General features: G+C 68.4%; 23 protein-coding genes. 20 read left to right on the top strand and 3 right to left on the bottom strand.

The annotated features are described in order from the left end of the window. Positions 1-59: 59 nt before the first annotated feature. The 13 genes from C1878_RS10470 (at position 60) to C1878_RS10410 (ending at position 13,740) form a co-directional block, all read left to right on the top strand. The gene (locus tag C1878_RS10470) at positions 60-1,235 is read left to right on the top strand and encodes a prephenate dehydrogenase/arogenate dehydrogenase family protein (protein ID WP_114601563.1); all 1,176 of its coding nucleotides are present in this window, start codon (positions 60-62) and stop codon (positions 1,233-1,235) included. Then, positions 1,225-2,583 carry a 3-phosphoshikimate 1-carboxyvinyltransferase gene (gene aroA, locus C1878_RS10465; protein ID WP_114601562.1) on the top strand — a complete coding sequence of 453 codons (1,359 nt, stop codon included), beginning with the start codon at positions 1,225-1,227 and terminating at the stop codon, positions 2,581-2,583. The genes C1878_RS10470 and aroA overlap by 11 nt, the downstream gene beginning before the upstream one ends. After that, positions 2,580-3,341, top strand: coding sequence for a (d)CMP kinase (cmk, locus tag C1878_RS10460; RefSeq protein ID WP_114601561.1), 762 nt, complete (start codon positions 2,580-2,582; stop codon positions 3,339-3,341). The genes aroA and cmk overlap by 4 nt, the downstream gene beginning before the upstream one ends. Further along, positions 3,338-4,225 (top strand): 1-acyl-sn-glycerol-3-phosphate acyltransferase, encoded by an 888-nt coding sequence (locus C1878_RS10455; protein ID WP_114601560.1) that lies wholly within the window; start codon positions 3,338-3,340, stop codon positions 4,223-4,225. Before cmk ends, C1878_RS10455 begins: the two co-directional genes overlap by 4 nt. Beyond that, positions 4,222-5,061: a 4-hydroxy-3-methylbut-2-enyl diphosphate reductase gene (gene ispH / locus C1878_RS10450; RefSeq protein WP_114601559.1), complete on the top strand. Its 840-nt coding sequence runs from the start codon at positions 4,222-4,224 to the stop codon at positions 5,059-5,061. Before C1878_RS10455 ends, ispH begins: the two co-directional genes overlap by 4 nt. 524 nt (positions 5,062-5,585) lie before the next feature. Further along, positions 5,586-6,092: a MarR family winged helix-turn-helix transcriptional regulator gene (locus C1878_RS10445; protein WP_114601558.1), complete on the top strand. Its 507-nt coding sequence runs from the start codon at positions 5,586-5,588 to the stop codon at positions 6,090-6,092. 118 nt (positions 6,093-6,210) lie between these two features. Further along, positions 6,211-7,395, top strand: coding sequence for an ArsA family ATPase (locus C1878_RS10440; protein WP_114601557.1), 1,185 nt, complete (start codon positions 6,211-6,213; stop codon positions 7,393-7,395). Beyond that, entirely contained in the window at positions 7,392-7,634 is a 243-nt protein-coding gene (locus tag C1878_RS10435) for a hypothetical protein (protein ID WP_114601556.1), read from the top strand. Before C1878_RS10440 ends, C1878_RS10435 begins: the two co-directional genes overlap by 4 nt. A 13-nt stretch (positions 7,635-7,647) precedes the next feature. Further along, complete coding sequence (locus C1878_RS10430; protein ID WP_114601555.1) at positions 7,648-8,826, top strand: ArsA family ATPase; 1,179 nt, start codon at positions 7,648-7,650, stop codon at positions 8,824-8,826. Between the two features lie 218 nt (positions 8,827-9,044). Continuing rightward, positions 9,045-10,499, top strand: coding sequence for a DUF512 domain-containing protein (locus C1878_RS10425; RefSeq protein WP_114601554.1), 1,455 nt, complete (start codon positions 9,045-9,047; stop codon positions 10,497-10,499). 9 nt (positions 10,500-10,508) lie between these two features. Then, positions 10,509-11,822: a ribosome biogenesis GTPase Der gene (gene der / locus C1878_RS10420; RefSeq protein WP_114601553.1), complete on the top strand. Its 1,314-nt coding sequence runs from the start codon at positions 10,509-10,511 to the stop codon at positions 11,820-11,822. 9 nt (positions 11,823-11,831) lie between these two features. Further along, positions 11,832-12,503: a glycerol-3-phosphate 1-O-acyltransferase PlsY gene (gene plsY, locus C1878_RS10415; protein WP_114601552.1), complete on the top strand. Its 672-nt coding sequence runs from the start codon at positions 11,832-11,834 to the stop codon at positions 12,501-12,503. A 235-nt stretch (positions 12,504-12,738) separates the two neighbouring features. After that, positions 12,739-13,740 (top strand): NAD(P)H-dependent glycerol-3-phosphate dehydrogenase, encoded by a 1,002-nt coding sequence (locus tag C1878_RS10410; protein ID WP_114601551.1) that lies wholly within the window; start codon positions 12,739-12,741, stop codon positions 13,738-13,740. A gap of 7 nt (positions 13,741-13,747) precedes the next feature. On the opposite strand, the gene C1878_RS10405 is transcribed toward C1878_RS10410, so the two are convergent. Further along, entirely contained in the window at positions 13,748-14,572 is an 825-nt protein-coding gene (locus tag C1878_RS10405) for a trans-aconitate 2-methyltransferase (protein ID WP_114601550.1), read from the bottom strand. 610 nt (positions 14,573-15,182) lie between these two features. Here C1878_RS10405 and C1878_RS10400 point away from each other — a divergent pair. Beyond that, positions 15,183-15,623 (top strand): DUF3887 domain-containing protein, encoded by a 441-nt coding sequence (locus tag C1878_RS10400; protein ID WP_158539787.1) that lies wholly within the window; start codon positions 15,183-15,185, stop codon positions 15,621-15,623. 27 nt (positions 15,624-15,650) lie between these two features. Next, a complete protein-coding gene (locus C1878_RS10395; RefSeq protein WP_114601548.1) occupies positions 15,651-16,091 on the top strand; it encodes a DUF3887 domain-containing protein in 441 nt (146 codons plus the stop codon). A 73-nt stretch (positions 16,092-16,164) separates the two neighbouring features. Here the strand turns inward: C1878_RS10395 and C1878_RS10390 are convergent, their stop codons facing one another. Together C1878_RS10390 and C1878_RS10385 are read right to left on the bottom strand one after the other, a co-directional pair. Then, positions 16,165-18,195, bottom strand: a complete 2,031-nt coding sequence (locus tag C1878_RS10390; RefSeq protein ID WP_114601593.1) for an NAD(P)H-hydrate epimerase — start codon at positions 18,193-18,195, stop codon at positions 16,165-16,167. A gap of 171 nt (positions 18,196-18,366) precedes the next feature. After that, the gene (locus C1878_RS10385) at positions 18,367-18,849 is read right to left on the bottom strand and encodes a methylated-DNA--[protein]-cysteine S-methyltransferase (RefSeq protein WP_114601547.1); all 483 of its coding nucleotides are present in this window, start codon (positions 18,847-18,849) and stop codon (positions 18,367-18,369) included. A 742-nt stretch (positions 18,850-19,591) separates the two neighbouring features. On the opposite strand from C1878_RS10385, the gene C1878_RS10380 reads away from it, so the two are divergent. The 5 genes from C1878_RS10380 to rpe all read left to right on the top strand — a co-directional run bounded on the left by C1878_RS10380 (position 19,592) and on the right by rpe (position 24,660). After that, on the top strand, positions 19,592-20,554 hold the full coding sequence (locus C1878_RS10380) for a helix-turn-helix transcriptional regulator (RefSeq protein WP_114601546.1): 963 nt from the start codon (positions 19,592-19,594) through the stop codon (positions 20,552-20,554). Positions 20,555-20,781: 227 nt separating this feature from the next. Next, the gene (locus C1878_RS10375; RefSeq protein ID WP_114601545.1) at positions 20,782-21,516 is read left to right on the top strand and encodes an ABC transporter ATP-binding protein; all 735 of its coding nucleotides are present in this window, start codon (positions 20,782-20,784) and stop codon (positions 21,514-21,516) included. Further along, positions 21,513-22,853, top strand: a complete 1,341-nt coding sequence (locus C1878_RS10370) for an FtsX-like permease family protein (RefSeq protein ID WP_114601544.1) — start codon at positions 21,513-21,515, stop codon at positions 22,851-22,853. The genes C1878_RS10375 and C1878_RS10370 overlap by 4 nt, the downstream gene beginning before the upstream one ends. Before the next feature lie 5 nt (positions 22,854-22,858). Beyond that, a complete protein-coding gene (locus C1878_RS10365; RefSeq protein ID WP_114601543.1) occupies positions 22,859-23,551 on the top strand; it encodes a putative ABC transporter permease in 693 nt (230 codons plus the stop codon). A gap of 398 nt (positions 23,552-23,949) precedes the next feature. Beyond that, the gene (gene rpe, locus C1878_RS10360) at positions 23,950-24,660 is read left to right on the top strand and encodes a ribulose-phosphate 3-epimerase (protein ID WP_114601542.1); all 711 of its coding nucleotides are present in this window, start codon (positions 23,950-23,952) and stop codon (positions 24,658-24,660) included.

The raw sequence follows: 24,660 nt of genomic DNA, 5'->3' as shown, positions 1-24,660 counted from the left end.
GAGGCGCGGCGCAGGCCGCGCCCTCGCCGCACGACACGACGAAAGGGCAGCATCGTCCCATGACAGGATCGCATATCGAACATTCCGGCCAGCCCGCCTTCACGCGCATCGCCGTCGTGGGCTTAGGGTTGGTGGGCGCGTCGTTCGCCGCGGCCGTGCGCGCCGCGCAGCCTGACGCGGAGGTCGCGGGCGTGGACGTCGACGCGCGCACGCGCGACGTCGCGCGGGAGCGCGGTTGGGTGGACGCCGCGTGGACGCCGGACGACCCCGACTTCGAGCGCTTCGTGCGCGAGGACTGCGACCTTGTGGTGCTGGCCGCGCCCGTGGACGTGGTGGAGGGGTACTTCGAGCGCCTGGCCGCCTGGGACTTCGGCGGCATAGTCACGGACACCGCCTCCACGAAAACGCGCATCGCGGCCGTCGCCGCGGCCGTGCTGCCGCATCCCGAGAACTACGTGCCCGGCCACCCCATGGCCGGCTCCGAGAAGAACGGCATCGACGGCGCGCGCGCCGACCTGTTCCAGGGCGCGCATTGGATACTCTGCCCCGACGCGACGACGCCGGCCGAGCACTTCCCGCGCTTGCACGAGCTGGTCACGTCGCTGGGCGCGCGCGTCATCGCGCTGCCGCGCGAGGACCACGACGAGGCGGTGGCCGTGGTGAGCCACGTGCCGCACATCGTGGCCTCGTCGCTCGTGCAGCTGGCGTGCCGCCACGCCGACGACCAGCAGGCGCTCATGCGCCTGGCCGCCGGCGGCTTCAAAGACTCCACCCGCATCGCCGCCGGCTCGCCGGAGCTGTGGTGCGGCATCTCGTTCGACAACGCCGAGGCGCTGTCCGCCGGGCTCGCGGAGATGCAGGGCATCATCGGGTCGTTCGCCGACGCGCTCGCCGCCGGCGACCGCGCGCGCATGACGGCGCTTCTGGCCGAGTCCGCCGAGGCCCGCCGGGCGCTGCCGGCGGCGTGGGTGCCCTCCACCGAGAAGCTCCTGGAAGTGCGCATCCCCATGGAGGACCGCACCGGCGTCGTGGCCGAGGTCACCACCATCGCCAGCTCCGTGGGCTGCAACATCCAGTCCATCGAGATCGACCACATCACGGCCGACAGCGCGGTCTTGAGCCTCGTGCTCACCGACGAGGGCGACGTCGGCCAGCTTTCCGCCCAGCTCATCAACGCAGGTTTCTCGGTATCGTTCAGTCCGCTTTCGGCCAAGGAGCACACCCATGTCGCATGAACCAGCCTCCGCATCCGCCTCTTCTGCCGCCTCCGGCCACGCGGTGATCGAACCGCTGCCCTCGCCGCTCCACGGCGCCGCCACCGTGCCGGGCGACAAGTCCATCTCGCACCGGGCCGTGCTGTTCTCGGCCATGGCCGAGGGCACCTCGCGCGTGTCGGGCGTGCTCGATTCCGAGGACGTGCGCTCGTCCATCGCGGCCGTGGGCAAGCTGGGCGCGCAGGTGTCTCTGGAGAAGCAGCCCGACGGCAGCCTGGCCGGCGGCATCACGGGCTGGGGGGCGGCCGGCCCGAAGAAGCCGGACGGCCCGATCGACTGCGGCAACTCGGGCACCACGGCGCGCCTGCTCATGGGCGTGCTCGCGCCGTGGGACGTGCCCGTGGAGATCACGGGCGACGAGTCGCTGCAGCGCCGCCCCATGCGCCGCATCACCGCGCCGCTCATGAAGATGGGCGCGCGCTTCGAGCCGGGCGGCCGCGAGACGCTGCCCGTCACCGAGGTGGGAACGCGCGACCTGCGCGCCATAACCTACGATGCCCCCATGGCGTCGGCCCAGCTCAAGACCGCCGTGTTGCTGGCGGGCGTCTACGCGCGCGGCACGACGACCTTGAACGAGCCCTCGCCGTCGCGCAACCACACCGAGCTCATGCTGCCCGAGTTCGGCGTGCCCACCACGGCCGCCGACCGCACGGCCAGCGTCACCGGCCCCCGCACGCTCCAGGCGGCCGAGGTGCGCGTGCCGGGCGACCCGTCCTCGGCGGCGTTCCTCGTGTGCGCCGCGGTGCTCAAGGCGGGCAGTTCCATCCAGGTGGAGAACGTGAGCCTGAACACGGCCCGCATCGGCTTCACCCGCACGCTCGAGCGCATGGGCGCCGACGTGTCGGTGCGCCACGCGGGCGCGGCGGGCAAGGAGCCCTACGGCATCATCTCGGCGTGCCATACCCCGAACCTTCACGGCTGCGAGGTTCCGGCCGAGAAGATCGCCACCATCGTCGACGAGGTGCCGGTGCTTGCGCTCGTGGCGGCCTTCGCCCGCGGCGTGACGGTGTTCCGCGAGGTGGGGGAGCTGCGCGTCAAGGAGACCGACCGCCTGGCCGCCGTCGTCGAGGGTCTCGAGCTCATGGGGGTGGAGGCCTACATCGACGGCAACGACCTCTACGTGGAGGGGCAGCCCGGCCTGCGCGTGCCCGAGGGCGTGACGTTCGACTCGAAGGGCGACCACCGTCTGGCCATGACGTGGGCGCTCGCGGGGCTCACCGGCGCCGTTCCCGTCACCGTGGAGAACTTCGACTCCGTCAAGATCAGCTATCCCCGTTTCCTGAACGACATCGAAAGGTTGGCTCGATGATCATCGCCATAGACGGCCCCTCCGGGGCCGGCAAGTCCACGGTCGCGAAGGCCGTGGCGAAGAAGCTCGGCTTCTCCTGCCTCGACACCGGGGCCATGTACCGCGCCGTGGCGTGGCGCGCGCTGCAAGACGGCGTGGCGCTGGACGACGACGCGGCCCTCGGGCAGCTGGCCCGCACCCACGACATCGCGTTCGGCCACGAGCCGGGCGACCCGGCCCCCAAGCGCGTGTCTATAGGCGGCGAGGACGTCACCGACGCCATCCGCACGGCCGAGATCGACCGCGCGGTGAGCCCCGTGTCGGCCGCGCCCTCCGTGCGCGAGGCGCTCGTGGCCCAGCAGCAGCGCATCGGGCGCGCGGGCGACTACGTGGTGGAGGGCCGCGACATCGGCACGGTGGTGTTCCCCGAGGCCGCGGTGAAGGTGTTCCTCACGGCGTCCGCAGAGGAGCGCGCGCACCGCCGCGTGCGGCAGAACGTGGACCGCAGCGTGGGCTCCATCGACTACGACGAGGTGCTCGCCGACATCCGCCGCCGCGACGACTACGATTCCTCGCGCGCCACGTCGCCCCTCAAGCCCGCCGACGACGCCGTGCGCCTGGACTCCACGGGCCGCTACATCGAAGACGTCATCGACGATATATGCTCCCTTGCTCAACGAGCAAGAGGGCAGGCCGCGGGTTGTCATCCTGAGCAGAGGCCGCAGGCCGGAGTCGAAGGATCCCCTGCGGCGCCAGCCGGAGGTGTCGAGCCCCGATGAGCCTGTTCCTCCCCTACGAGAAGATGTGGGACATGCCGCTGGGCGGGGTGTCCGACGAGAAGCAGGTGCCCCACTGGGCCGGCAACCTCATCTGGGGCTTCCTCGCGTTCGTGTTCAAGATCTGCTTCCGCTACCGCGTCGACAACCGCCAGAGCATCCGCGGGTTCTACCGCAAAAGCGGCGTGGTGGTGGTGGCTAACCACACGTCGTTTCTCGACGTGGCGTTCATGTACCTGGTCACGCGTCCGAAGCAGTGGCTGCGCTTCATGGGCCGCGAGAGCCTGTTCGACAACGCGCACGGCCTGGTGGGCCAGATCCTCTCGCGCGTGGGCGCGTTCCCCGTCAAGCGCGACGCGGCCGACCGCACGTCCATCAAGCGCGCCGCGCGCATGCTGAAGAACGACGAGATCGTGGGCATCCTTCCCGAGGGCACGCGGCGCGGCAAGGGCACGAAGACGCCCGAGATACACTCCGGCGCCGCGTTCGTGGCGAAGATGGGGAAGGCCCCCATCCTGCCCATGACCGTGCGCAACGCCGAGCTGGTGAAGCAGAAGGGCCAGCGCTTCCGCTTCCCGAAGATCACCATCGAGTACGGCAACCCCATCCTGCTCTCCGACTTCGACTTCCTGCCGAAGGACGACCGTCTGGACGGCTGCACGTGGTACGCCATGCGCGAGTGCTTCGCCCTGTCCCAGCGCGTGCCGCGCGACCAGGTGGACATGCGCGCGCTGTTCCCCGAGGGACGCGACTTCACGGACGTGTTCGCGAAGCATCCCGTGCCCGAGCATACGACCGAGGAGGTCGTGGCCGGCATCGACGCGAAAGCGGCGGCGTCGCGCGCCTCCGCCCAGGATGACGACGCATCTGGGAAGGAAGCCTCGTGAAGGTGGTTCGCGCCGCTTACGCCGGCGCCTGCTACGGCGTGCAGCGGGCGCTCGACCTGGCGCTCAAGGCCGTCGAGGACGGCGGCCGCGCCTACACGCTGGGGCCGCTCATCCACAACCCGCAGGTCGTATGCCAGCTGGAGGAGCGCGGCGTGCGCGCCGTCGACGGCGCCGACGACGTGCGGGACGGCGACACGGTGATCATCCGCAGCCACGGCGTGACGCCCGAGGTCAAGCGCACGGCGCAGGTCCGCAACCTGCCGCTCGTGGACGCCACGTGCCCGCACGTGGCCCGGGCGCAGAAGGCGGCGGCCCAGCTCGCCGAGCAGGGCCGCCATGTGGTCGTGGTGGGGGAGGCCGGCCACCCCGAGGTGGAGGGGTTGGTGGCGTACGCGCGCGAGGCCGGAGCCCCGGTGAGCGTGGCGGCCGGCCCGGACGATCTGCCGGGCGCGTTGGACGGCCCTGTGGGCGTCGTCGTCCAGACGACGCAGACGGCCGAGGCCTTGGACGCCGTCGTGGCCGCGCTCGAAGAGCGCGGCGTGGAGCCGCTGGTGAAGAACACCGTCTGCTTCGCTACGCGCCAGCGCCAAGAGGCCGCCGCCGCGCTCGCCGACGAGGTGGACGCCATCGTGGTCATCGGCGGGCGCAACTCGTCGAACACGACGCGCCTCGCGGACATCTGTGCCGCCGCCTGCCCGCGCACGCATCACGTGGAGGCCCCCGGCGAGATCGACCCCGCCTGGTTCGAAGGCTGCGAGACGGTGGGCGTCACCGCCGGCGCCTCGACTCCCGAAGAGCAGATCGACGCCGTGACGTCCCTGCTGGAGGCGCTGTAGGATCGCCTCGCCTGTCGGACGATCCTCGCCGTTCCCCGGCATCTTGTCAATGGTCGTCCCGGACGCGGGCGATCGGTTCGCGCCCGCCCGTCGCCGCGCTACTAGGCCGCGTCGGAGAAGCGCCAAGTTTTGGCCGTTTTCTCCCGATATTCGTCGTCGCGACAAACTCGGACCGGCTCGAGGTGCGTCGCATGAACGCGTCTCTCACGTTTGCCCAGATCGGAAGGCCTCTGAAAAAGGCTCGCGCTGAAACGGAGCCAAACGGCGACGAATATCTTCGAAAAACGGCCACGATTCGACGTTTTATCGACGCTACCGGGCGGGTGCAACCCGGGGCGGGAGCAGGGTGCGGCACTCGGCACTGCGCGGCGAGTCGGTGAAACGATACGCCCGTTTCGCTATTTGCCATTATTTGGGTGCCGACCGGCTATTTCCAGGTGGGCCACAGGATAAGATCAGCCGACTCCTTGACAAATAATTAATTCGGTGTCAGAATTAAAATAGTTCGAGAAAGGAAGTAATTGATGGCGAAGCCTGAAGCCCCGGCCTTCGGTTTCGAGGAAATGTACTGGGAGTTCCTCGACGCCGCGAAGGATCTGCTCGCGGCGGAGCGGTGGCAAGGCGCTCTCATGGACTGCTCGAAAAACGAGCTGCTGGCCCTCGTGCACGTGTATCGCACGGGCGAGAGCACGATGTCGGCTTTGGCCGAGTACGTAGGCGTGCCGCTCAACACGGCCACGGGCATCGCGAATCGCCTGGAGCGCCGTGGCCTCGTGGAGCGCTGGCGCAGCGAGCAGGATAAGCGCGTGGTGGAGGTTCGCATCACCGAGCAGGGGAGGACTCAGTTTGCGGACGTCGTGAAGAACGTCGGCGACATGGTGGAGGGTCTGGTAGAGGATCTCGACGCCGACGAGCGCCGCGTGTTGCTGGGCATCATGGGCAAGGTGCCCAAGCTGCTTGCGAGCGCGGCGGCGCCCGAGCGGCAGGAGGTCGGGCGGAAGGCGGGCATGCGGCGCATCGCCGTCGAGTGAGCACGGCGGCCGCAAGGCCGAAGGCAAAGGCGTTGCCGGAACGCGGCCGCAGGGCCGCATTCTTCGCACAAATAGTTCGGTAAAAGAATAATTCGGAAAAGGAAGTAAAGGAGCAGGGATGACGCGCATACGGGTGTTCACGGGCAAGGGGGGCGTCGGCAAGACGAGCGTCGCTGCAGCCTGCGCCTGGAGGTTGGCGGAGGGCGGCGAGCGCACGATCCTCGCGAGCACCGACGCCGCGCACAGCATAGGCGACGTGCTCGACCGGCGCGTCGGCGCGGACGTCGTCCGGGTGGCGGAGAGGCTCGACGCCGTGGAACTCGACGCCGACCGCATCATGGAGGGGGAGTACGGAGGCCTGGTGCGCAGCGTGACGGCCATGATGGACGGCATGTCGTCGGGGGACGACGCGTCGGACGAAGGCGACGCGTCGCTTTCGATGCCCGGCTTCGACGGCTTGTTCTCGCTGCTCAAACTGCTCGACTTCGCCGAAAGCGGCGACTACGACTCCATCGTGGTGGACTGCGCGCCCACAGGCGAGACGCTCGCGCTGCTCAAGTTCCCCGAGCTTCTGGGTTGGTACTTGGAGAAATGGCTGCCGCTGGGCAAGGCGGCCATGCGGGTGCTCTCGCCGCTGTCTAAGAAGGTGCTCAAGGTCGAGCTGCCCGACAGGCGCGCGATGTCGGACGTCGAGCGCCTGTACGCGCGCCTCATCGACCTGCAAGAGCTGTTGAAGGACGGCGGGCGCACCACGGTGCGCATAGTCACGCTGCCGGAGAAGATGGTGGTGGAGGAGACGAAGCGCAACTACCTCTACTTGAACCTGTTCGGCTACCGCGTGGACGGCGTCGTCGTGAACCGCGTCCTTCCGAGCGAGGCGGCGCACGGGTTCTTCGCCGAATGGGCCGACGTGCAGCAGCGATGCGTGGGCGAGCTCGAGGAGGTGTTCGCCGACGTGCCGATGGCGCGCGTGCCCTGGTACGGCACCGACGTCTGCGGCGTCGAGGGCGTCCGCCGCCTGGCCGACGCGCTGCCGGACGAAGGGGCGTTCGACGCCGCGCCCCTCGTCGAGCACGAGCGTTACGCGAAAACGGAGGACGGCTGGAGGCTCGAGCTGTTCCTGCCGCTCGCGCAGAAGGGGGCCTTGGAGCTGTTCCGCACGGGGGCCGACCTCGTGGTGCGCATAGGGGGGTTCACCCGCTGCATCCCCTTGCCGAACGTGCTGGCCGGCCTGGAGGTGGGTCGGGCGAGGCTCGAAGACGGGCTGCTCGCCGTCGACTTCGAAAAGGAGGCTTCCGAATGAACGCTGAATTCATCCAGACGATGTTGCAGGCGAAGCGCCTCGAGGCGCAAGCGTTCGCGCTGCTCGTGCCGGTCGGTGCCCGGCAGGTCGTCGCAGGGGCCGTGCGCGCCTGCTCGGCGGCCGCGCTCGACGTGCTTGAGGAACCGCCGACGGCAACGGGCGGGGCAGGGGTCGGGAAGGCCCCCGCCGCGTCGCGGCCGCCGAAGCGCGCCGGCATGCGCCCCATCGACATCGAATAGAAAGAGGAAGGCCATGAGGGTTGTTCTTTATACGGGCAAAGGCGGCGTGGGCAAGACGTGCGTCGCCGCCGCCACGGCGCTCCGTTTGGCGGAGCAGGGCAGGCGCGTGCTCGTTGCGAGCACCGACGCCGCGCACAGCCTGGGCGACGCTTTCGACCGTGAGGTCGGCAGCGAGGCGCAGAAGGTCGCCGACAACCTGTGGGCGCTCGAAATCGACCCGGTCGTGGCGGGGCGAGCGGCTTGGGGCGGCCTGCAAGAGTACCTGCGCACGCTCATGACGAGCCATGCCGAAAGCGGCATCGAGGCCGACGAGTTGCTGGTGTTCCCCGGTCTTGAGGAGCTGTTCGCGCTGCTGGCGCTGCTCGACATCGAGGAAGGCGGAGCCTACGACGTGCTGGTCGTGGACTGCGCGCCCACGGGCGAGACGCTCTCGCTGCTCAAGTACCCCGAGCGCCTCGGCGCCTTCATCGAGCGCGCCCTGCCGTTCAAGCGCAAGGCCCTCAAGGTGGGCCGTCCCGTCATCGAGGGCGTCATGAAGATACCCATGCCGCAGGACGCCCTGTTCGACGAGCTTTCGAGCCTGGTCGGCCGCCTCGAGCGCCTGCGCGCCCTGCTCACGGACACCGGCCGCGTCAGCCTGCGCGTCGTCACCACGGCGGAGCGCATCGTGGTGAAGGAGGCGAAGCGGGCCTACTCGTGGCTCGGCCTCTACGGCTACCACGTGGACGCGGTGATCGTGAACCGCCTGTACCCGGAAGAGGCGCTCGCGGGGTACTTCGACCGATGGACCGAGCTGCAGCGCACGTCGCTTTCCGAGATAGGCGACGCGTTCGCGGACACGGTCGTCCTGCGCCTCATGCTGCGCCAGGGCGAGCTGCACGGCGCGCCCGCCCTGCGCGAGGCCGCGGCGGAGCTGTACGGCGACGTCGATCCCGAGGCCGTGCTCTCGCCTGCGGGCGGCCTGGGCCTGCGCGCTTCGACGGACGGTTGCGAGCTCTCGCTCGCCGCGCCGTTCTTCGACAAGCGCGACCTCGACCTGCGCCAGGACGGCGACGACCTCGTGGTGTCGCTTGCGAACCAGACCCGGCGGCTCCCGCTGCCCGAGCGCCTGCGCGGCCGCGACGTGGTCGGCGCCCGCTACGAGGACGGCTCGCTGGTGGTGACGTTCGAACCGGAGCCGAACGCGCGGTAGGGTTCGAGCGGCTTTGCGGCTTCCATTCGAAAACGCCGTGCCGGCAACAGCGATGATCTTGCGACACGCGGAACCGCAATCGTGCATGAAGGCCTTCCGCGTTCCTTCCGCGTTCCCCTCGAGTCGATCGCCCCGGTAGGCGCGCTCATGATACACTGCTTGTCTGATCGAAGCTGAACGGCGCGTGGCGCCGTGCTCGGCAAGCATGGGAGGAATGCGTGGGCATCTACCCACCGGAGGACATAGACCGCGAGGCGGCGGCGAAGCAGCGAGGCGGATGCGGGCGCGGCGAGGCGCCGCGGGCTCTCGTGCGCGCCGTCGTGCCCGAGAGTCCGGCCGACGACGCGGGGTTCGAGCCCGGCTGCCACGTCACCACGGTGGACGGGCATCCGGTGCACGACGTCATCGACTGGCGCTGGCTCTCGGCCGACGACGTCATCGAGCTGGGCTACGTCGACCTCGACGGTGACGAGGGCGTCGTGGAGCTCGAGCGCGAGCCAGGCGAAGACTGGGGCTTCGAGTTCGAGGGCGTGGTGTTCGACGGCGTGAGGCAGTGCCGCAACGCCTGCACGTTCTGCTTCATGCGCCAGCTGCCGGACGACATGCGCTCCTCGCTCACGCTGCGCGACGACGACTTCCGCCTGAGCTTCCTCGCCGGCACCTTCGTCACGTTCACGAACCTGGGGCCCGAGGACGAGCGGCGCATCGTCGAGCAGCGCATCTCGCCGTTGCGCCTGTCGCTGCACGCGGCCGACCCGGAGGTGCGCCGCCGCATGATCGGCAAGCACGCGCAGCACGGCATCGACGTGTTGGAGCGCCTGCTGGCGGCCGGCATCGAGTTCCACGCGCAGATCGTGCTCGTGCCCGACCAGAACGACGGCGACGTGCTGGAAGACACGCTGTCCTGGGCTTACGCTCGCCCCGGCATTTTGGACGTGTGCATCGTGCCGTTGGGGTTCACGAAGCACCAGAGCGCGTTCGACCGCAGCTTCAACGACCCGGTGTCGTCGAGCGCCGTCATGGACCTCGTCGTGCCGTTCCAGCGGCGGGCGTTGGCAGAGCGCGGAAGCATGTGGGCCTTCCCGGCCGACGAGTTCTACCACAACGCCTACGGGCCCGAGTTGCTGGAGAACCTGCCGCCGTCGGAGCACTACGGCGACTTCGGCATGTTCGAGGACGGCGTGGGCATCATCCGCTCGTTCGTGGACGACTGGCGGGAGGCCGAGCGCGCGGGCCTCGTCGAGCGCTGCGCCGAGGTCCTGCGCGCCGCCGACAGGCGGGCGTACTACGTGGCCGGCTGCGCCACGCGCCACTTCCTGGGCCCGCTCGTCGAAGCCGGCCCGCTGGCGGGGCTGCTGGTGCCGCTGTTCGTGGAGAACGACTTCTTCGGCGGCAACGTGGACGTGACGGGGCTTCTGTGCGGATGCGACATGGCCGACGCCGTGAAATCCCTCGCCCCTTCTGTCGCCGCGGACGGCGGCGACCTCTTCCTCGTCCCGCGCATCGTTTTCAATGACAACGCGGTGACGCTCGATGACATGAGTTTGGAGGATATGGAAAAGCGGGCGGGTGCGCGCATGTCCGTGGTATCCTGTAACGCGTCTGATTATCTCCCGGAGATCATCGACTTGGTCGGGCGCAGCGGCCCGGCTTTTGACCAAACCAACCAGTGAGGTGCCATCATGCCCCTGCCACTCGTCGCGGTGGTCGGACGGCCGAACGTCGGCAAGTCCACCTTCGTGAACCGCATAGCCCAGGCCGACGAGGCCATCGTCCACGAGATGCGCGGCGTCACGCGCGACCGCTCGTACCATGAAGCCGATTGGAACGGCGTCGAGTTCAAGCTCGTCGACACCGGCGGCATCGAGATGGGCGACGACGACGCCTTCCAAGGATCCATCCGCGCGCAGGCCATCGCCGGCGCGAACGAGGCCGACGTCGTCATCTTCCTGGTCGACGGCAAGACGGGCATCAACGCCGACGACGAGGCCGTCGCGCGCATCCTGCGCAAGACGAACAAGCCGGTGTTTTTGGTGGTGAACAAGATGGACACCCCGAACCGCTCCGACGAGCTGTGGGAGTTCTACCAGCTGGGCCTGGGCGATCCGTGGCCCGTGTCGTCGCTGCACGGCCACGGCACGGGCGATTTGCTCGACGAGATCGTGAACGAGCTGCGCAAGATCGATTTCCCCGCCGAGGATGACGAACCCTCCATCAACGTGGCCATCATCGGCCGCCCGAACGCGGGCAAGTCCTCCCTCACGAACAAGATGACGAACAACGACCGCTCCATCGTGTCCGACGTGGCGGGCACCACGCGCGACGCCATCGACACCACCGTCGAGCACGACGGCACCCGCTACACCATCGTGGACACGGCGGGCCTGCGCCGCAAGAGCCAGATCGACCAGGACGTGGAGTACTACGGCTTCGTGCGCGCCATGCGCGCCATCGACCGCGCCGACGTGGCGCTGCTCGTCATCGACTCCACGCTGGGGCTCACCGACCAGGACCAGCGCGTGGCCGGCTACGCGGCCGAGCGCGGCTGCGCCATGGTCATCGTGCTGAACAAGTGGGACCTCGTGGAGGGCCCCGAGGCCAAGGCCGACATCCGCGAGCGCATCGCCGACCGCATGACGTTCGTGGGATACGCGCCCGTCATCGCCATATCGGCCCTCACCGGCAAGAAGGTCGACCGCATCTGGGAGGCCATCGACAAGGCGTACGAGAACTACGTCCAGACCATCCCCACGAACAAGCTGAACACGTGGCTTTCGGGCATCCGCGAGTCGGGGCACACGGTGAGCAACGGCAAGGCCGTGCTGCGCATGAAGTACGTCACCCAGACGGGCACGAAGCCTCCGTACTTCACGTTCTTCGTGAACCGCCCGGACGTCGTGACGGACAACTACGAGCGCTTTTTGGAGAACCGCCTGCGCGAGGGGTTCGACCTCGAGGGCACGCCGGTGAAGCTGAAGTTCAAGAAGAAAGACTAGAGGGTACGAATGCAGGATCTGCTGGTTGCGGCCGCGCTGTTCGTCGCGGCGTTCCTCCTGGGCTCCGTGCCGTGGGGCCTCATCATCTCGAAGGTGTTCTACCACACCGACATCCGCGAGCACGGCAGCGGGAACATCGGCACCACGAACGCCATACGCACGATAGGCAAGGTGGGCGGCTACGCCGTGTTCGTGCTCGACTTCGGCAAGGGCCTGCTTTCGGGCGTTCTGGCCTGGGCGTTCAGCACGCAGTTCCTGCCGGGCGGCGGCCTGGTGCCCGAAGCGCTCGTCAGCTACGACACCATGCTGGCGGTGGCGTTCCTCGGCTGCGTGTGGGGGCACATCTTCAGCCCGTGGCTCAAGTTCAAGGGCGGCAAGGGCATCGCGGTGGCGGTGGGCTGCCTGTTCGTGACGTTCGGCTGGGTGGGCGCCTGCCTGGAGCTGCTCATATTCATCGTGCTCGTGGTGGCCACGAAGCGCGTGTCGGTGGGTTCGATCGCCGCGGCCTTGGCGTGCCCGTTCTTCTCGCTGTACTACTTCTGGGGCGACTGGATCGCGTTCGCCATGTGCGCGCTGGCGGGTCTCACCGTGGTGTGGGCCCATCGCGGCAACATCGCGCGCCTGCGCGCCGGCACCGAGAGCAAGATCGGCGACAAGAAGAAGAAAGAGCACGCTGGTTGATGCCCCGCCCGCCGGCATGGTGCGGGCAGGGGGTTTCGTAGGGGCGATCTCCTGATCGCCTGTTCCGGCGCAGCCGGAAAAGCAGCCGAGGACCGCGTTCTCGCGCTTCGCGCGAGCGGGCGATCAGGAGATAGCCCCTACGGGTTCCATCGGCGGTGATGCAGGGGCCTGCGGAGCAGGCGGAGCAAGGATTCCGTCCGAGTCCTACGGGTCGATAACGAGAGGACGTGGCGTTTTGAAGATAGCCGTCATCGGAGCGGGATCGTGGGGCACCGCGCTCGCGCAGGTTCTCGCCGGCAACGGGCACGACGTGAGGCTGTGGGCGCGCAAGCAGGAGGTTGCCGACCGCATCAACGCCGAGCACAAGAACCCCCGCTACTTGAGCGACGTGGCGCTGTCCGAGCGCATCGCGGCCACCGCTTCGAGCGAGGACGCGCTGCGGGATGCGCAGGCCGCCGTCATCGTGACCCCGTCGAGCATCATGCGCGACGTCGCCCGCGCCCTGGGCGATGCGGTGGCTGTGGATTTCCCCGTGATCGTCTGCTCGAAGGGCGTCGAGGAGGGCAGCGGCCTTCTGCCCGTGGAGGTGTTCGAGGCCGAGATGGGCAACGCGAGCCGCCTGGCCGTGCTCTCCGGCCCGAACTTCGCGGCCGAGGTGATACGGGGCATCCCGTCGGGCACCGTGGTGGCCAGCGGCGACGAAGGAACGGCGACGTTCTTCCAAGAGCTGTTCGCGACCGAGTTCTTCCGCACCTACGCCAGCGACGACGTGATCGGCGTGGAGCTGTGCGCGGCCTTCAAGAACGTCATCGCCATCGCGGTGGGCGTGTCCTACGGCATCGGGTTCGGCGACAACACGGCGGCCATGCTCATGACGCGCGGCCTGGCCGAGATGAGCCGCCTCGTGGTGCGCTGCGGGGGACAGGCCCTCACGTGCATGGGGCTGGCCGGCACGGGGGACCTGGTGGCCACCTGCACCTCCGAGCACTCCCGCAACCGGAGCTTCGGCAAGATGATCGCCGAGGGCGGCACGCTCGACGAGTTCGTCGAGCGTACGCACATGGTGGTGGAGGGGGCGCTTGCCTGCAAGACGCTCGAGACGTTGGCCGACGCCTACGGCGTGGAGCTGCCCATCACCGACGTGGTGCGCAGCGTCGTCTGGGAGGGCGCCGACCCGCGCGACGTGGCCAAGATGCTCACGAGCCGGCCCCTCACCACCGAGTTCTACGGGCTTTAGCGTCCCGCTACGATCCCAGAACGTTCAGCTGGCCCATGCCGCCGGCTCCGCGCACGGCGCGCACCTTGCGGGCCGTGAAGCGCAGGCGGCGGTAGTCGGCCGTCCAGCAACCCGCCCCGGCGTCCCAGAGCTCGTCCTCGCAGGCGCGCTCGAAGTCGTCCAGAACGGCCGCCCGGTCCTCGTCGCGGTACAGGCCCAGGCTCTTGGCGAAGAACTGCTCGGCGAACAACCGCAGGCCGTCCCTGCCTCCCGCGAGCGGCGTGGGGCGGTCGAACGCCTCCATGCTCTCCACCTCGAACCCGGCGATGCCCAACAGGCGTCGGTACGCGGGTTCTTGGGGAAAGCAGAACCGCCCGGCGTAGTCTCCGCTGTGCTTGCGCAGCGCCTGCGCGTAGCCTTCCTCGATGCGGGCGATGTTGCCGTGGGCCCCCATCTCCGCCACGAGCAGGCCGCCGGTCGCCAACGCGCCCGCCACGCTTTTGAGCAGGGCCACCTGGTCGGGGATCCAATGGAACACGGCGTTCGAGAACGCCACGTCGAACGCGTCGTGGAACGGCAGGGCGCACGCGTCGGCCTCGACGACCTCGACGCCGGGATGGTCGCGCCGCGCCCGCTCCACCATGGCGGGGGAGGCGTCGACGCCCGTGACGGCTCCCACCTCGGCGAGCGCGTCCAGGTTCGCGCCCGTGCCGCAGCCCACGTCGAGTATGCGCAGCGCGCCCGCCTCTTCGCCGCGCCGCTCGGCCTCTTCCCTCACCAGCTGCACCAGCGCCTCTCCGTACGCGCCCACGTAGCCGTGCTGTTCGTCGTAGAGCTCCGCATTCCACTCCATGTTGCCTCTGGCCTCCTTCGCCTCGTTCGCTCCGTCCAGTATAGCGCAGGCCCGTCGCGCGACGGGCGGTATCCGGGCGACCCGCGTTCGGCTCGCTCGCAAAGCCCGGCGTCGGGGCGAGGCCGCGCCGTCGGTGCTCCCTCGTGCGCGCGGCGGCGGGGTTTCTGACGCGTCGACAACAACGCGATGACCGGGGCTTTACCGAACCGCGAATCGCATTGCGGTGCGCGGCGGCGTGACGTAAGGTACCTCTTGTCCGAACGACGAAGCCTCTTGCGCCCCTGCGGCGCGGCGCGGATTCGATTCGGCAAGCGGAACCTTCACAACCTATTCGTGTGACCCGTCGTCTCGTCTCTCGTGTGAACCCCCCCCCTCTCTCTCAAACTTTTCGACGGGCACGTGAGCATGCGCACCTTCCCCTTCTCCTCAGTGCGCACTGCATGGCCCCCTTCGGACCCCCCATCCGAAGGGGGCCTTTTTATGCGCTGCCGACCTTCCCGCGCCGTCGGGAGGCGTTTCTGATATCCTGTGCAAAGAGGTCGGGTGGAAAACATCAATGGCGAGGGCGTGGCCGGGAGGTTCGGCGGGGCTCGGAGGGAGAGGCATTCTCATGAGGAAAAGGCTTTTGCTCGTCGCCTTGCTGGCCGCGGCGGTGCTGGCGCTCGGCTTGGCGGGTTGCGGCTCGGGGGATACGGTGGACCATGAATCCCAGAAGGACGTCGAAGGTCTGCCCGCTTGGGCGGACGAGGCCGACGTCACCGCGCGGGCGCGCGATGCGATCGACCTGTTCGTCGCGGGAAACTACGATGGCTTGACGGCGTTGTTCGGCGAGCCCGTGCCGGCCGCTTCCGATTTCGAGAAGACCGCCCGCGCGGCTCAAGACATCGGTGAATTCGAGTCGTACGGCGACGTCTCCTTCGCGCACTACGACAGGGGCGCGGACGGCGTGGCGGCCATCGTGGTTCAGCTGGCGCATTGCGAGAACGACGACTTGGTCTACTCCGTCGGCATCGCCGAGGACGGCAAGCTCGTCGGGTTCCGTATCAGCTAGATTTCCGGTTAGGGAAGGAACGGGTTCATGAGAAAGAGGATGCTTGCGGCGGCCATGCTGCTGGCGGCGTTGGCGATGCTGTGCCTGGCAGGCTGCGGATCGAGCTCGTCGGACGAGAATTTCCAGGAAGGCCTGCCCGCCTGGGCCGACGAAGCCGCGATCACCGCGCAGGCGCGCGAGGTCGTCGACCTCGTCAACGAGCGGGCGTTCGACGAGCTGGCAGCCCGATGGGACGATCCCAACGTGAACGCCGAGAAGCTCGAGCAGGGCCTGGCTCCCGCTCTCGACCAGTTCGGCGCCTTCAAGGACTTCGCGGACGTGAAGTACGGCCAAAGCGAGTCCGGGGACCGCTCGGCGGCCACCGTCATCCAGCGTGCCGACTTCGAGAACGGCAAGGCCCAGTTCAACGTGAGCTTCTACGAGGACGGCTCGCTTGCCGGCCTGTACGTGTACAAGGTAGACAAATAAAAGACAAAAGGAATCGCCCGTTTCAGGACGCCCTTTGGGAGCTTGGACGCGCCCGGAGCTTGCACGACGCCGATCAGGCGTCGTCGGACGGATCAGCGTCGAGCATCTGAGCCCTGAGCGCGGGCACGTCCACGCCGAGCTTCGCCAGCTTCACGGCACCCGTCCAGCGCGCCGCCACGGGAACCGTCAGGCCGGGTTTGAACGCCAGCATGGTCACGGTCATGTCGGCCGCGAACGTCGGCCGGGCCGCAGTGCCGTCTTGGGCCGCGAGGCCGCTCGGCACGTCCACGGCCACGGCGAAGGGGGCGTCCTTGACCTTCAGGGGAAGCGAGCGCCGCCGTCCCCGCTCGTGGTCGCCGCGCTCGTGCGTGCGCTTGCGATGGCGCCCGCGCCCCTTGCCCCGCCCGCCCTCGAAGCGACGGCGGTTGGCGGCTCGGATCCAGCTTGCGTACGGCTCGCGCACCTCGTCGCCCGCGAAACCGGTGCCCAGAAGCGCGTCCACCACGGCCTCCGCCCTGTCCACCGCGTCGGCGAGCACGTCGGCGTCGGGCGCGATGAGCACGGAAAGCGGCAGGTTCCGCGCCGACGCGTCGGAGAACGCCTCCATCGCCGTCGACCGCGCCGGTTCGGCGTGCAGCCGCTCGGCCAGGTCGGGGGCCACGAGCGTGACGGGATAGCCCGCCTCGGCCAGCTCCCGCGCGGCCACCCATCCGTCGCCGCCGTTGTTCCCCGATCCGCTCAGCACCACCACGGGAGCGGGGTCGGGCACCCAGGCGCGCACCTCGTCGGCCACGGCCCTGCCCGCGCGCTCCATGAGCTCCGCAAGCGGCGTGCCGTCCTCGGCGATCCTGCGCTCGAGCGCGGCCACCTCGTCCACGTCGAGCACCGCCCGACGCTCGCGCACCAGCTCGACGCCCGCCTCCGTCATCACGCGGGTGTTCGACATCAGGCCGTTGAGCATGACGAACGGCTTTTTCTTCACGGCCGACCTCACGCCCCGCACGACGAGCGTGACGGCCCATGCCGCCATGAACGCGAGCCATGCCCAGATGATGCCCGCCTGATGCTGCGCGGCGACGGCCGCGAGCGCGTTCATCTCGCCCGTTTGCGCGGGGTCGAGGTCGACCACGCCCAGCAGCAGCGCGAACGGCGCCCATGCCAGCAGGAACAGCAGCCCGTATCGGGCGACTATCTGGTACCAGCGCGCGGGAGACGCGTCCGGTCGCACGATGCGCAGCTTCAGCAGCCTCTGCCCGAGCGTCCGCCCGTGCGCGAGCGCGGGGATCACCGCGAAGAACGCCGCGAGCGCGGCGAACTCGACCGCCTGAACCGCCAAGCCCCAGCCCGCTCCCGCGCTTTCCACGGCCGCCCGCGCGCCCAGGGCCTCCGCGACGCCGACCACCGTGCCGGCCGCGATCTGCGCCGCGAGCAAGTCGACGAAGAAGGACAGCCCGCGCCGGGTAGCGCTCGCGCGCACGCCGTCCTCGCGAGCCTCCTCGTTCACCAGGCGCATGTCGGGCAGCACGCGCAGGGCGGGCCCCATCATCCAGAAGCCCACCATGGCGCCCAGCGCGTTCAGCATGAGGTCGTCCACGTCGAACAGGCGGTACGGGTGCTCGTAGACGCCCCATAGGCCCGTGATCTGGGACGTCTCGTAGAACAGCGTGACGCAGAACCCTATGATCAGCGTCTGCCACCACGTGCGCCTGAAGTAGTAACGCAGGTACATGCCGAGCGGCACCAGCAAAAGCACGTTGAAGGCGGCTTCGTAGACGTTGGGGTCGCGCAGAAGGCCCGGCCAGGTGGACGGGTCGCCGAGCGACGCGGTCGTGCCGTCCAGGAACAGCTTCACGAAGTTGAACGGGACGAGCTGCGGGTGCGCCGCGTAGGGCACGACGGCCGTGCGGTCCTCCGGCAGCGGCAGGATGACCATGAAATAGGCCACCAGCATGTAGAACACGAACGAGTACACGATGAGCGTGCGCAGCCAGGGGATGGAGCCGACCTTGCGGTACTGGTAGACCATGTAGGGCAGGGTGATGACGGCTGCGATCAGCGGGAACAACAGAAGTCCGGTCACGATGTTCGAAGCGTATCCGCTCATGTTTCCCACAGCCCGACCTTTCCTCGATTCCACCGCCGGCGCGCCATGCCGCGTCGCGCTGACGATTATAAGCGATGGCGCGGGGAAAACCGGCGCTTCGGCCGACCGTCAAAGAATTTCTGCTGCGGATGCGCGCAGCCCGCTTCTTTGCCGATAGGAGGCGGAAGGGGGTCAGCCCTCGTTTGCCGTGCGGCGCTCCATATCGAGCAAGAACGCCTTGGTCTTCGCGCTGTTGCCGCTTCCCGCAGGCGACCCGTTGGCCCCGACGACGCGGTGGCAGGGGATGAGGATGGGGAGGGGGTTCCTGTTGCTGGCGGCGCCCACGGCCCGGCACGACCGAGGGCTGCCGATGGCGGCCGCCACGTCGCTGTAGGAGCGCGTCTCCCCGTAGGGCACGCGTTCGACGGCCGCCCACACCCGTTTTTGGAAATCCGTGCCTGCAGGGGCGAGCGGCAGGTCGAAGGCGCGGCGCTTGCCGGCGAAGTACTCCTGCAGCTGGTTGGCGGCGCGGTTCGTGAGCTCGGTGGCGCGCGCCTCCCCCGGGAGCTCCTGTTCCCCGAAAGCCAGCGCGGTGACGGCCTGCCCGTCCGAGGCGATGGTCACGCGCCCGAGCGGCGTGCGGTAGGCGAAGTGCGTGGGTGTAGAGCCGGGCATGGCGCACCTTCTCTCGGTCGAGGACGGTGCCATTATAATGCGTCGGGCGCGCTCCCGGGCGCGCTTCGCCTTTATCTGCATCAAGGCGTCACCTTTCGCCTGCCGTTTGAAGCGAAGAATGCCATAGGGCGAGATGGCTCTTTCGAAAAAGTCGCCGCTCGGCGAAGGGCGTCGCGGTCGGACGTGCGTTTGTGCCGGCGGGTTCGATGCCGACATGCCGGATCTTGGCAGAAAAACCGAGTTCAGGGAATGACCGAGGCCCTTGTTGGCTGGTTTCGCCGGATGCTTGAAAGAAAACCCCAGGTCGCGATTCCCGATCGCCGTGTGAGAGCGCTTCAAGTCCCGCCGCTGATTCCCCGAACTCGGTTTTTCTGCCAAGATCCGGCATGTCGCCGCTAGCCGAAGCCGCATGTTGCTGCGCGGCGCGCGATGGACTTGGCGCTACGTGGCGTCGATTGAGTTCGCGCCATCGTGGTTCGACGGCGGTGGGCACGTTCCCCTTGTTTCGTTGCCGCCGATGATGCGGCGCTTGGAAAGTTTTTTGTCTTGCGGTATATACTATAGCTCTGACCTGCGATTCGCTACCGGAAGTTGTCGTGCGCTTCGTCAAAAAGAAGCCGCAAGTTGGTTGCATGGCGTCCGGCGCACCGGCAATATGGGGGCGTCGGCAGGGTGCGGTGCGAACGGCGCCGGTGCGTTTGCCGTCCGAGAGGTCGGCCATTAACGGATGAAGGATGGATCCATGAGCTTTCGCGACAACCTGCAGCATTTGAGAGCCACCCGCAACATGACGCAAGAGCAGCTTGCCATGCTGCTCGGCGTGAGCCGCCAATCGGTTTCCAAGTGGGAGGCCGAACGCGCGTACCCGGAGATGGACAAGCTGCTTCGGCTGTGCGATATGTTCGGCTGCTCGCTCGACGAATTGGTGACGGGGGACTTGACCGGGCGTCCGTCCGACGAGGCTTCCAGCGTTCCGTCCGTGAAAGCCCCGCAGGACGTGTGCGGTTACGACCAGGCGATGCGTGCCTTCGCGTGGAAGCTGCCCCTGGGCGTGCTCGCCGTTTTGGCGGGGGCTTCGCTGGCGCTGCTGCTGTCGGACCCTTTCCTGGTGCAGGAGCCCGCTTTGCGAAACAGCATGGTCGCGCTGGTGTTCGTGGGAGTTGCGGTGGGGGCGGCCGTCGTGCTGCCCGCGATGTTCGAGCGCCGCGCGTTTCGCAAGGCCCATCCTTTCGTGGAGGATTTCTACACGCCGGAGCAGCGGGACCGGGCCCGCGCGACCATGGTGACGGGGCTCGTCGCGGGCGTCTGCCTCGTCATGGCCGCGCTCGTCGCGGCCGTCGTGCTGCAAGGCGACGTGTGGATCGCGAGCGCGCTCTTCTTCTCGCTTCTTGCAATCGCCGCGTTCCTCGTTATCCGCGGATGCCTGTTGGCGTCGCGGTGCAACGTGGAACGGTACAACCGAGGATCGCTGCACGGCATGGACGAAGCGCAGATCGAAGCCTTGGGCGACGAAGGTCTTGCGCTCCATGCCCGCCAAGCCAAACGCGAGCGCAGCGTGTACGTGGCCGTCATGTGCGTAGCCACGGCGGTCGGTCTGGTGCTGATGTTCACACCGGCGAACAGGCTATTCCTTTTGGCGTGGCCTGTCGGCGGCATCGTGTGCGTTGCGATCAAGGCGTTCCGCTCCGCACGGAGCGGCGGTTAGCAAAGGCCGTCCCCGTAGGGGCGATCTCCTGATCGCCCGCTCGCGCTCCGTGTGAAAACGCGGCCGGCCGTTGTTTTTCCGGCTTCGCACGAAACGGGCGGTCAGGAGATCGCCCCTACGGGGACATTCGGCGTTTCGACTCAATCCAAAGCAATTCAAATCAATGCAAAAGCTAAAACGTATCGACTCGATACGACGGCGTTCCGTTGCCTATTTTAGGAGGATCCATGGGTTCCACGATAGTTGCGCACGAGGTTGAGAAGTCGTTCGGCACGGGGAGGGGGAGCAAGCGGCGCGCGGTCGACGTGCTGCGGGGCGTGAGCCTTGCCGTCGAGCCCGGCGAGATGGTGAGCATCGTAGGGCCGAGCGGCTCGGGCAAGTCGACGCTTTTGTACTGCCTGTCCGGGTTGGAGGCGGCGGACTCCGGCTCCATCGAGGTGATGGGTCGGCAGGTGGTCAAGGCGAGCCGCGATTCCCTGTTCAAGACGCGCCGCGACCACGTGGGCTTCATCTTCCAATCGTACAACCTCATCCCCTCGCTCTCAGCGGGGGAGAACGTGGCGCTGCCCGCGCGCCTGGCGGGCCGCCCGTTGACGAGGGCTCAGGTGGGCGAAGTGCTGGAGAGCGTCGGTTTGGGCGGGCGCGAGAAGAGCCGCCCTGCGGATATGTCGGGTGGCGAGCAGCAGCGCGTGGCCGTCGCCCGCGTGCTCGCGAGCAGTCCGGACATCGTGTTCGCCGACGAGCCCACCGGCGCGCTCGACTCCAAGAACGGACGCGAGGTGCTGGGCATGCTGCGCCGTATCGCCGACGATCCGCAGCGCTCGGTGGTCGTGGTGACGCACGATCTGGAGGCCGCGTCGCTGGCCGACCGCGTGCTGGTGCTCAAGGACGGTCGGGTGGTGCGGGAGATGGGGTGCTCGACGGCGGGCCAGTTACTCGAGGCGTTGGGGGAGGCGGCATGATCCGCCTGGTGTTCTCGGACCTGCGCGACCACGCCGCCACGTGGATCGGCGCGTTCGCCATCGCGGTGGTGTGCGGCTATATCGGCGGCTGGGTGGTGTCGCTGCAAGCCACGGCGGGTTTCCAAACGGATGCGCTGCAAAAGTTCTTGCAGAACGCGGCCTCTTCGGTGCTCATGTTCTCGCTGATCGCGGCGGTGGCGGTGCTCGTGTCGGCCGCCAACCTGACGGTTTCCGCGCAGCGGCGCTCCTATGCTTTGTGGCAGTTGGCGAACGTGGAGCCGCGTCTGGTGAGCGCGGTGGTGCTCGCACAGCTGGCCGTCGTGGCGGTGTTGGGCGCTATGGGCGGCACGCTGCTTGCGGCGGTCACGTTCGAGCCCCTGTTTCCTTTGGTGCTCGGCTCCCGCGAAGCGCTCGCCCAGGTGGCCCCCGTCGTCGACGCGACGCGTTTGCCCGCGGTTTGGGCCGTGGCGGCGGCGGTGTTTCTGCTCGGAGGGATGAAAGGCGCTCGCAGCGCGGGGAGGACTCCACCTTTGATCGTGCTGCGCGAGCCGGAGCCGAGGCGCGCGAGGGTGACGTGGCTGCGGACCCTGCTGTTCGCGGGGATGCTTGCCTGCACCTGCTGGGCGTCCCTGACCTTGACCGAATCGCCGGACGTCGCCATGAGCTGGTCGGTGTTCGTGCCCATTCTGGTGGTGGCGACGCTGGTCCCTCTCGCTCCCCTGATCTTTTCGGCGTTGCTGGACGCATGGACGCCGCTCGTGCCGCAGAGTCGATGGAACGCCTGGTACCTTGCGAGGCGCATCGCCCGCCACGGCCTTTCCTCCAGCACGTCGATCGAGACGCCCATCATGGTGGGTTTCGGATTGGTTGCGGGCCTTTTCTCGGCGATGGCGTGTTCGGTCGACTATTTGGAGCGCCAGGGCGTTGCCGACATCAGCACCCTCGGCTTGGCCGAATCCTTTGTCATGCTCGCCGGCCCGGTGCTCTTGTGCGTCTTCGGAGCGGCGGTGAGCGTGGCGATGTCGTCGAGGTCGCGCACGCGCGACGTCGCCCTTCTCGTCGCGGGCGGCGCGAAGCCTGCGACGCTCATGGCCGCGGCCGGGTGCGAGGCTCTCATTCACGCGGTCACGGCGACTATGGTGGGCGCGGCCGCGGTGGTCGCCTCGAACGCCGTCGTCGCCAACGCGTTCGGCGTGCCGCTGTTCGCCAACCTGGCGTTCGGCGAGGGCCTCGTCGTCTCGCTCGCGGGCTTCGCGCTGGTGCTGGCCGCCACGCTCGCGCCCACATGGGCCGCCCTCAACCGGGAGGCCGCGGCCGTCCTTTCGGCGGGGGAGTGATCTCTATGCGAGAAGAGACCCTCCCTTCGGGCCCCGCCGCGAGCCAGAGCCGCCCTGCCGCCCTTCCGAGCGTCCAAGACACCCGCCCGCGAAGCCCCCTCGCCTTTCCGAGTGCCCGCGCAGCGCGCTGCGGCCGCGCGGGCACGTGGGCGTTCTGGCGCAACCTCGCCCTGTGCTTCTGCGTGTTCAGCGTGGCGGGGCATTGGATGGAGATGGGTTACTGCACGCTCGTCCGCTTCGGCGTCCTTCCCGGCTCCTACGACCCCGCGTCGCAGGTCTGGGGTTTTTGGCTGGACCCCTTCTGCGTGTACGGTTTCGGCGTGGTGGCTTGCGCGCTGCTGCTCTTTCCCCTCAAGGTCCGCCTGCAGAAGCGCTTTCGCGGCAACGTCGCGCCTCTGGCTATCAGCTTCGCGGCCAACATGCTCGTGTGCGTGGGCATCGAGCTTGCCAACGGGCTTCTGTTCAACCAGCCGCTCGCCGACGGCTCGCTGCCTCTGTGGGACTACCGCGATCTGCCTTTCAACTTCCAAGGGCAGGTCTGCCTGCAGACCGCGCTTGCGTTCGGCCTCGTGTCCACGCTGATGACCTGGATCGTCTATCCGGGCCTCGAGTCGTTCCTCGGCGGCGTGCCGCGCCGCGCGCTGGACGCCGCCTTCGTCGCGGTCGCAACGGGGTTCTGCCTCCTGCTCGCCGCATAGCGCTCAAGGGGTTGCCGCGGCACGAAAATCACCGATTCTCTGCAAGTGTGGAGAAATAAGCTTCGAAAAACGAACGAGCATCGGGCGGCCTTCGGCGTTTTCCCTGTTCGCAAAAGAAACGAACGGGTTCGGACCTCTCTCGGAAGCGATCCAGCGCAAAGAATCGGTCATTATTGTGCCGAACGCCCCTTTCGCGCGGCGTGCTCGGCATCGCAGCCGACGCGGTTTGTTCGGGACGGCGGGCGACGCGCTTCGCTCGGGCAGCCGCGCGTCTGCCGCCGACCGCCCGCGTGTGGTTTTCTTCGCGTCCCGCCGCCGGGCTGACGAGGGCGCGGGGCGTTGCGCTAGAATGGAAGCCTACCCGTACGACCAGCAGTGCCCGGATAAGGAGTGCCCCCATGTTCGAACCGGTGAAGATAGCGCCGTCCATCCTGTCGGCCGATTTCATGAACCTCGGACGCGACATCGCCCTCATCGAGTCGGCGGGCGCCGGCTACGTGCATGTCGACGTCATGGACGGGCATTTCGTGCCGAACCTCACCATGGGCGTGCCTGTGGTGAAGCAGCTGAAGAAGGCCACGTCGCTGCCGCTCGACGTGCACCTCATGATCTCCAACCCGTTGGAACAGCTGCCGTGGTTCTTGGACGCCGGGGCGGATTCCGTCACCGTGCATGCCGAGGCGCTCGACGCCGACGGGCTCGCCCGCGCCGTGGCGTCCATCCGCGCGGCCGGCGCCAAGGCCGCCGTGAGCCTCAAGCCGCGCACGGCGGCCGGGGTGCTCGCCCCCGTCATCGCCGACGTGGACATGGTGCTGGTCATGAGCGTGGAACCCGGCTTCTCGGGGCAGGGCTACATCGAGGGCAGCGAGGACAAGGTGGCCCGCGTGGTCGCCCTGGCCCGTTCCGTGGGCGCGTCTCCGCTCGTTCAGGTGGACGGCGGCATCGGCGTGGCCACGGCTCCGCTCGTGGCCGCCGCCGGCGCCGACGTGCTCGTGTGCGGCAACGCCGTGTTCGCCGCCGAGGATCCCGCCCGCGCCGTCGCCGACGTCGCCGCGGCCGCGGACGAGGCCCGCCTGTCCGCGCTCGCCACGGCCGGCAAGGAGGCGTAG

This window comes from Gordonibacter sp. 28C (genome assembly GCF_003339845.1).
Lineage (GTDB): Bacteria > Actinomycetota > Coriobacteriia > Coriobacteriales > Eggerthellaceae > Gordonibacter.
The sequence above is the reverse complement of the archived record's forward strand: the minus strand, read 5'-3'. Positions and strand labels throughout refer to the sequence as shown.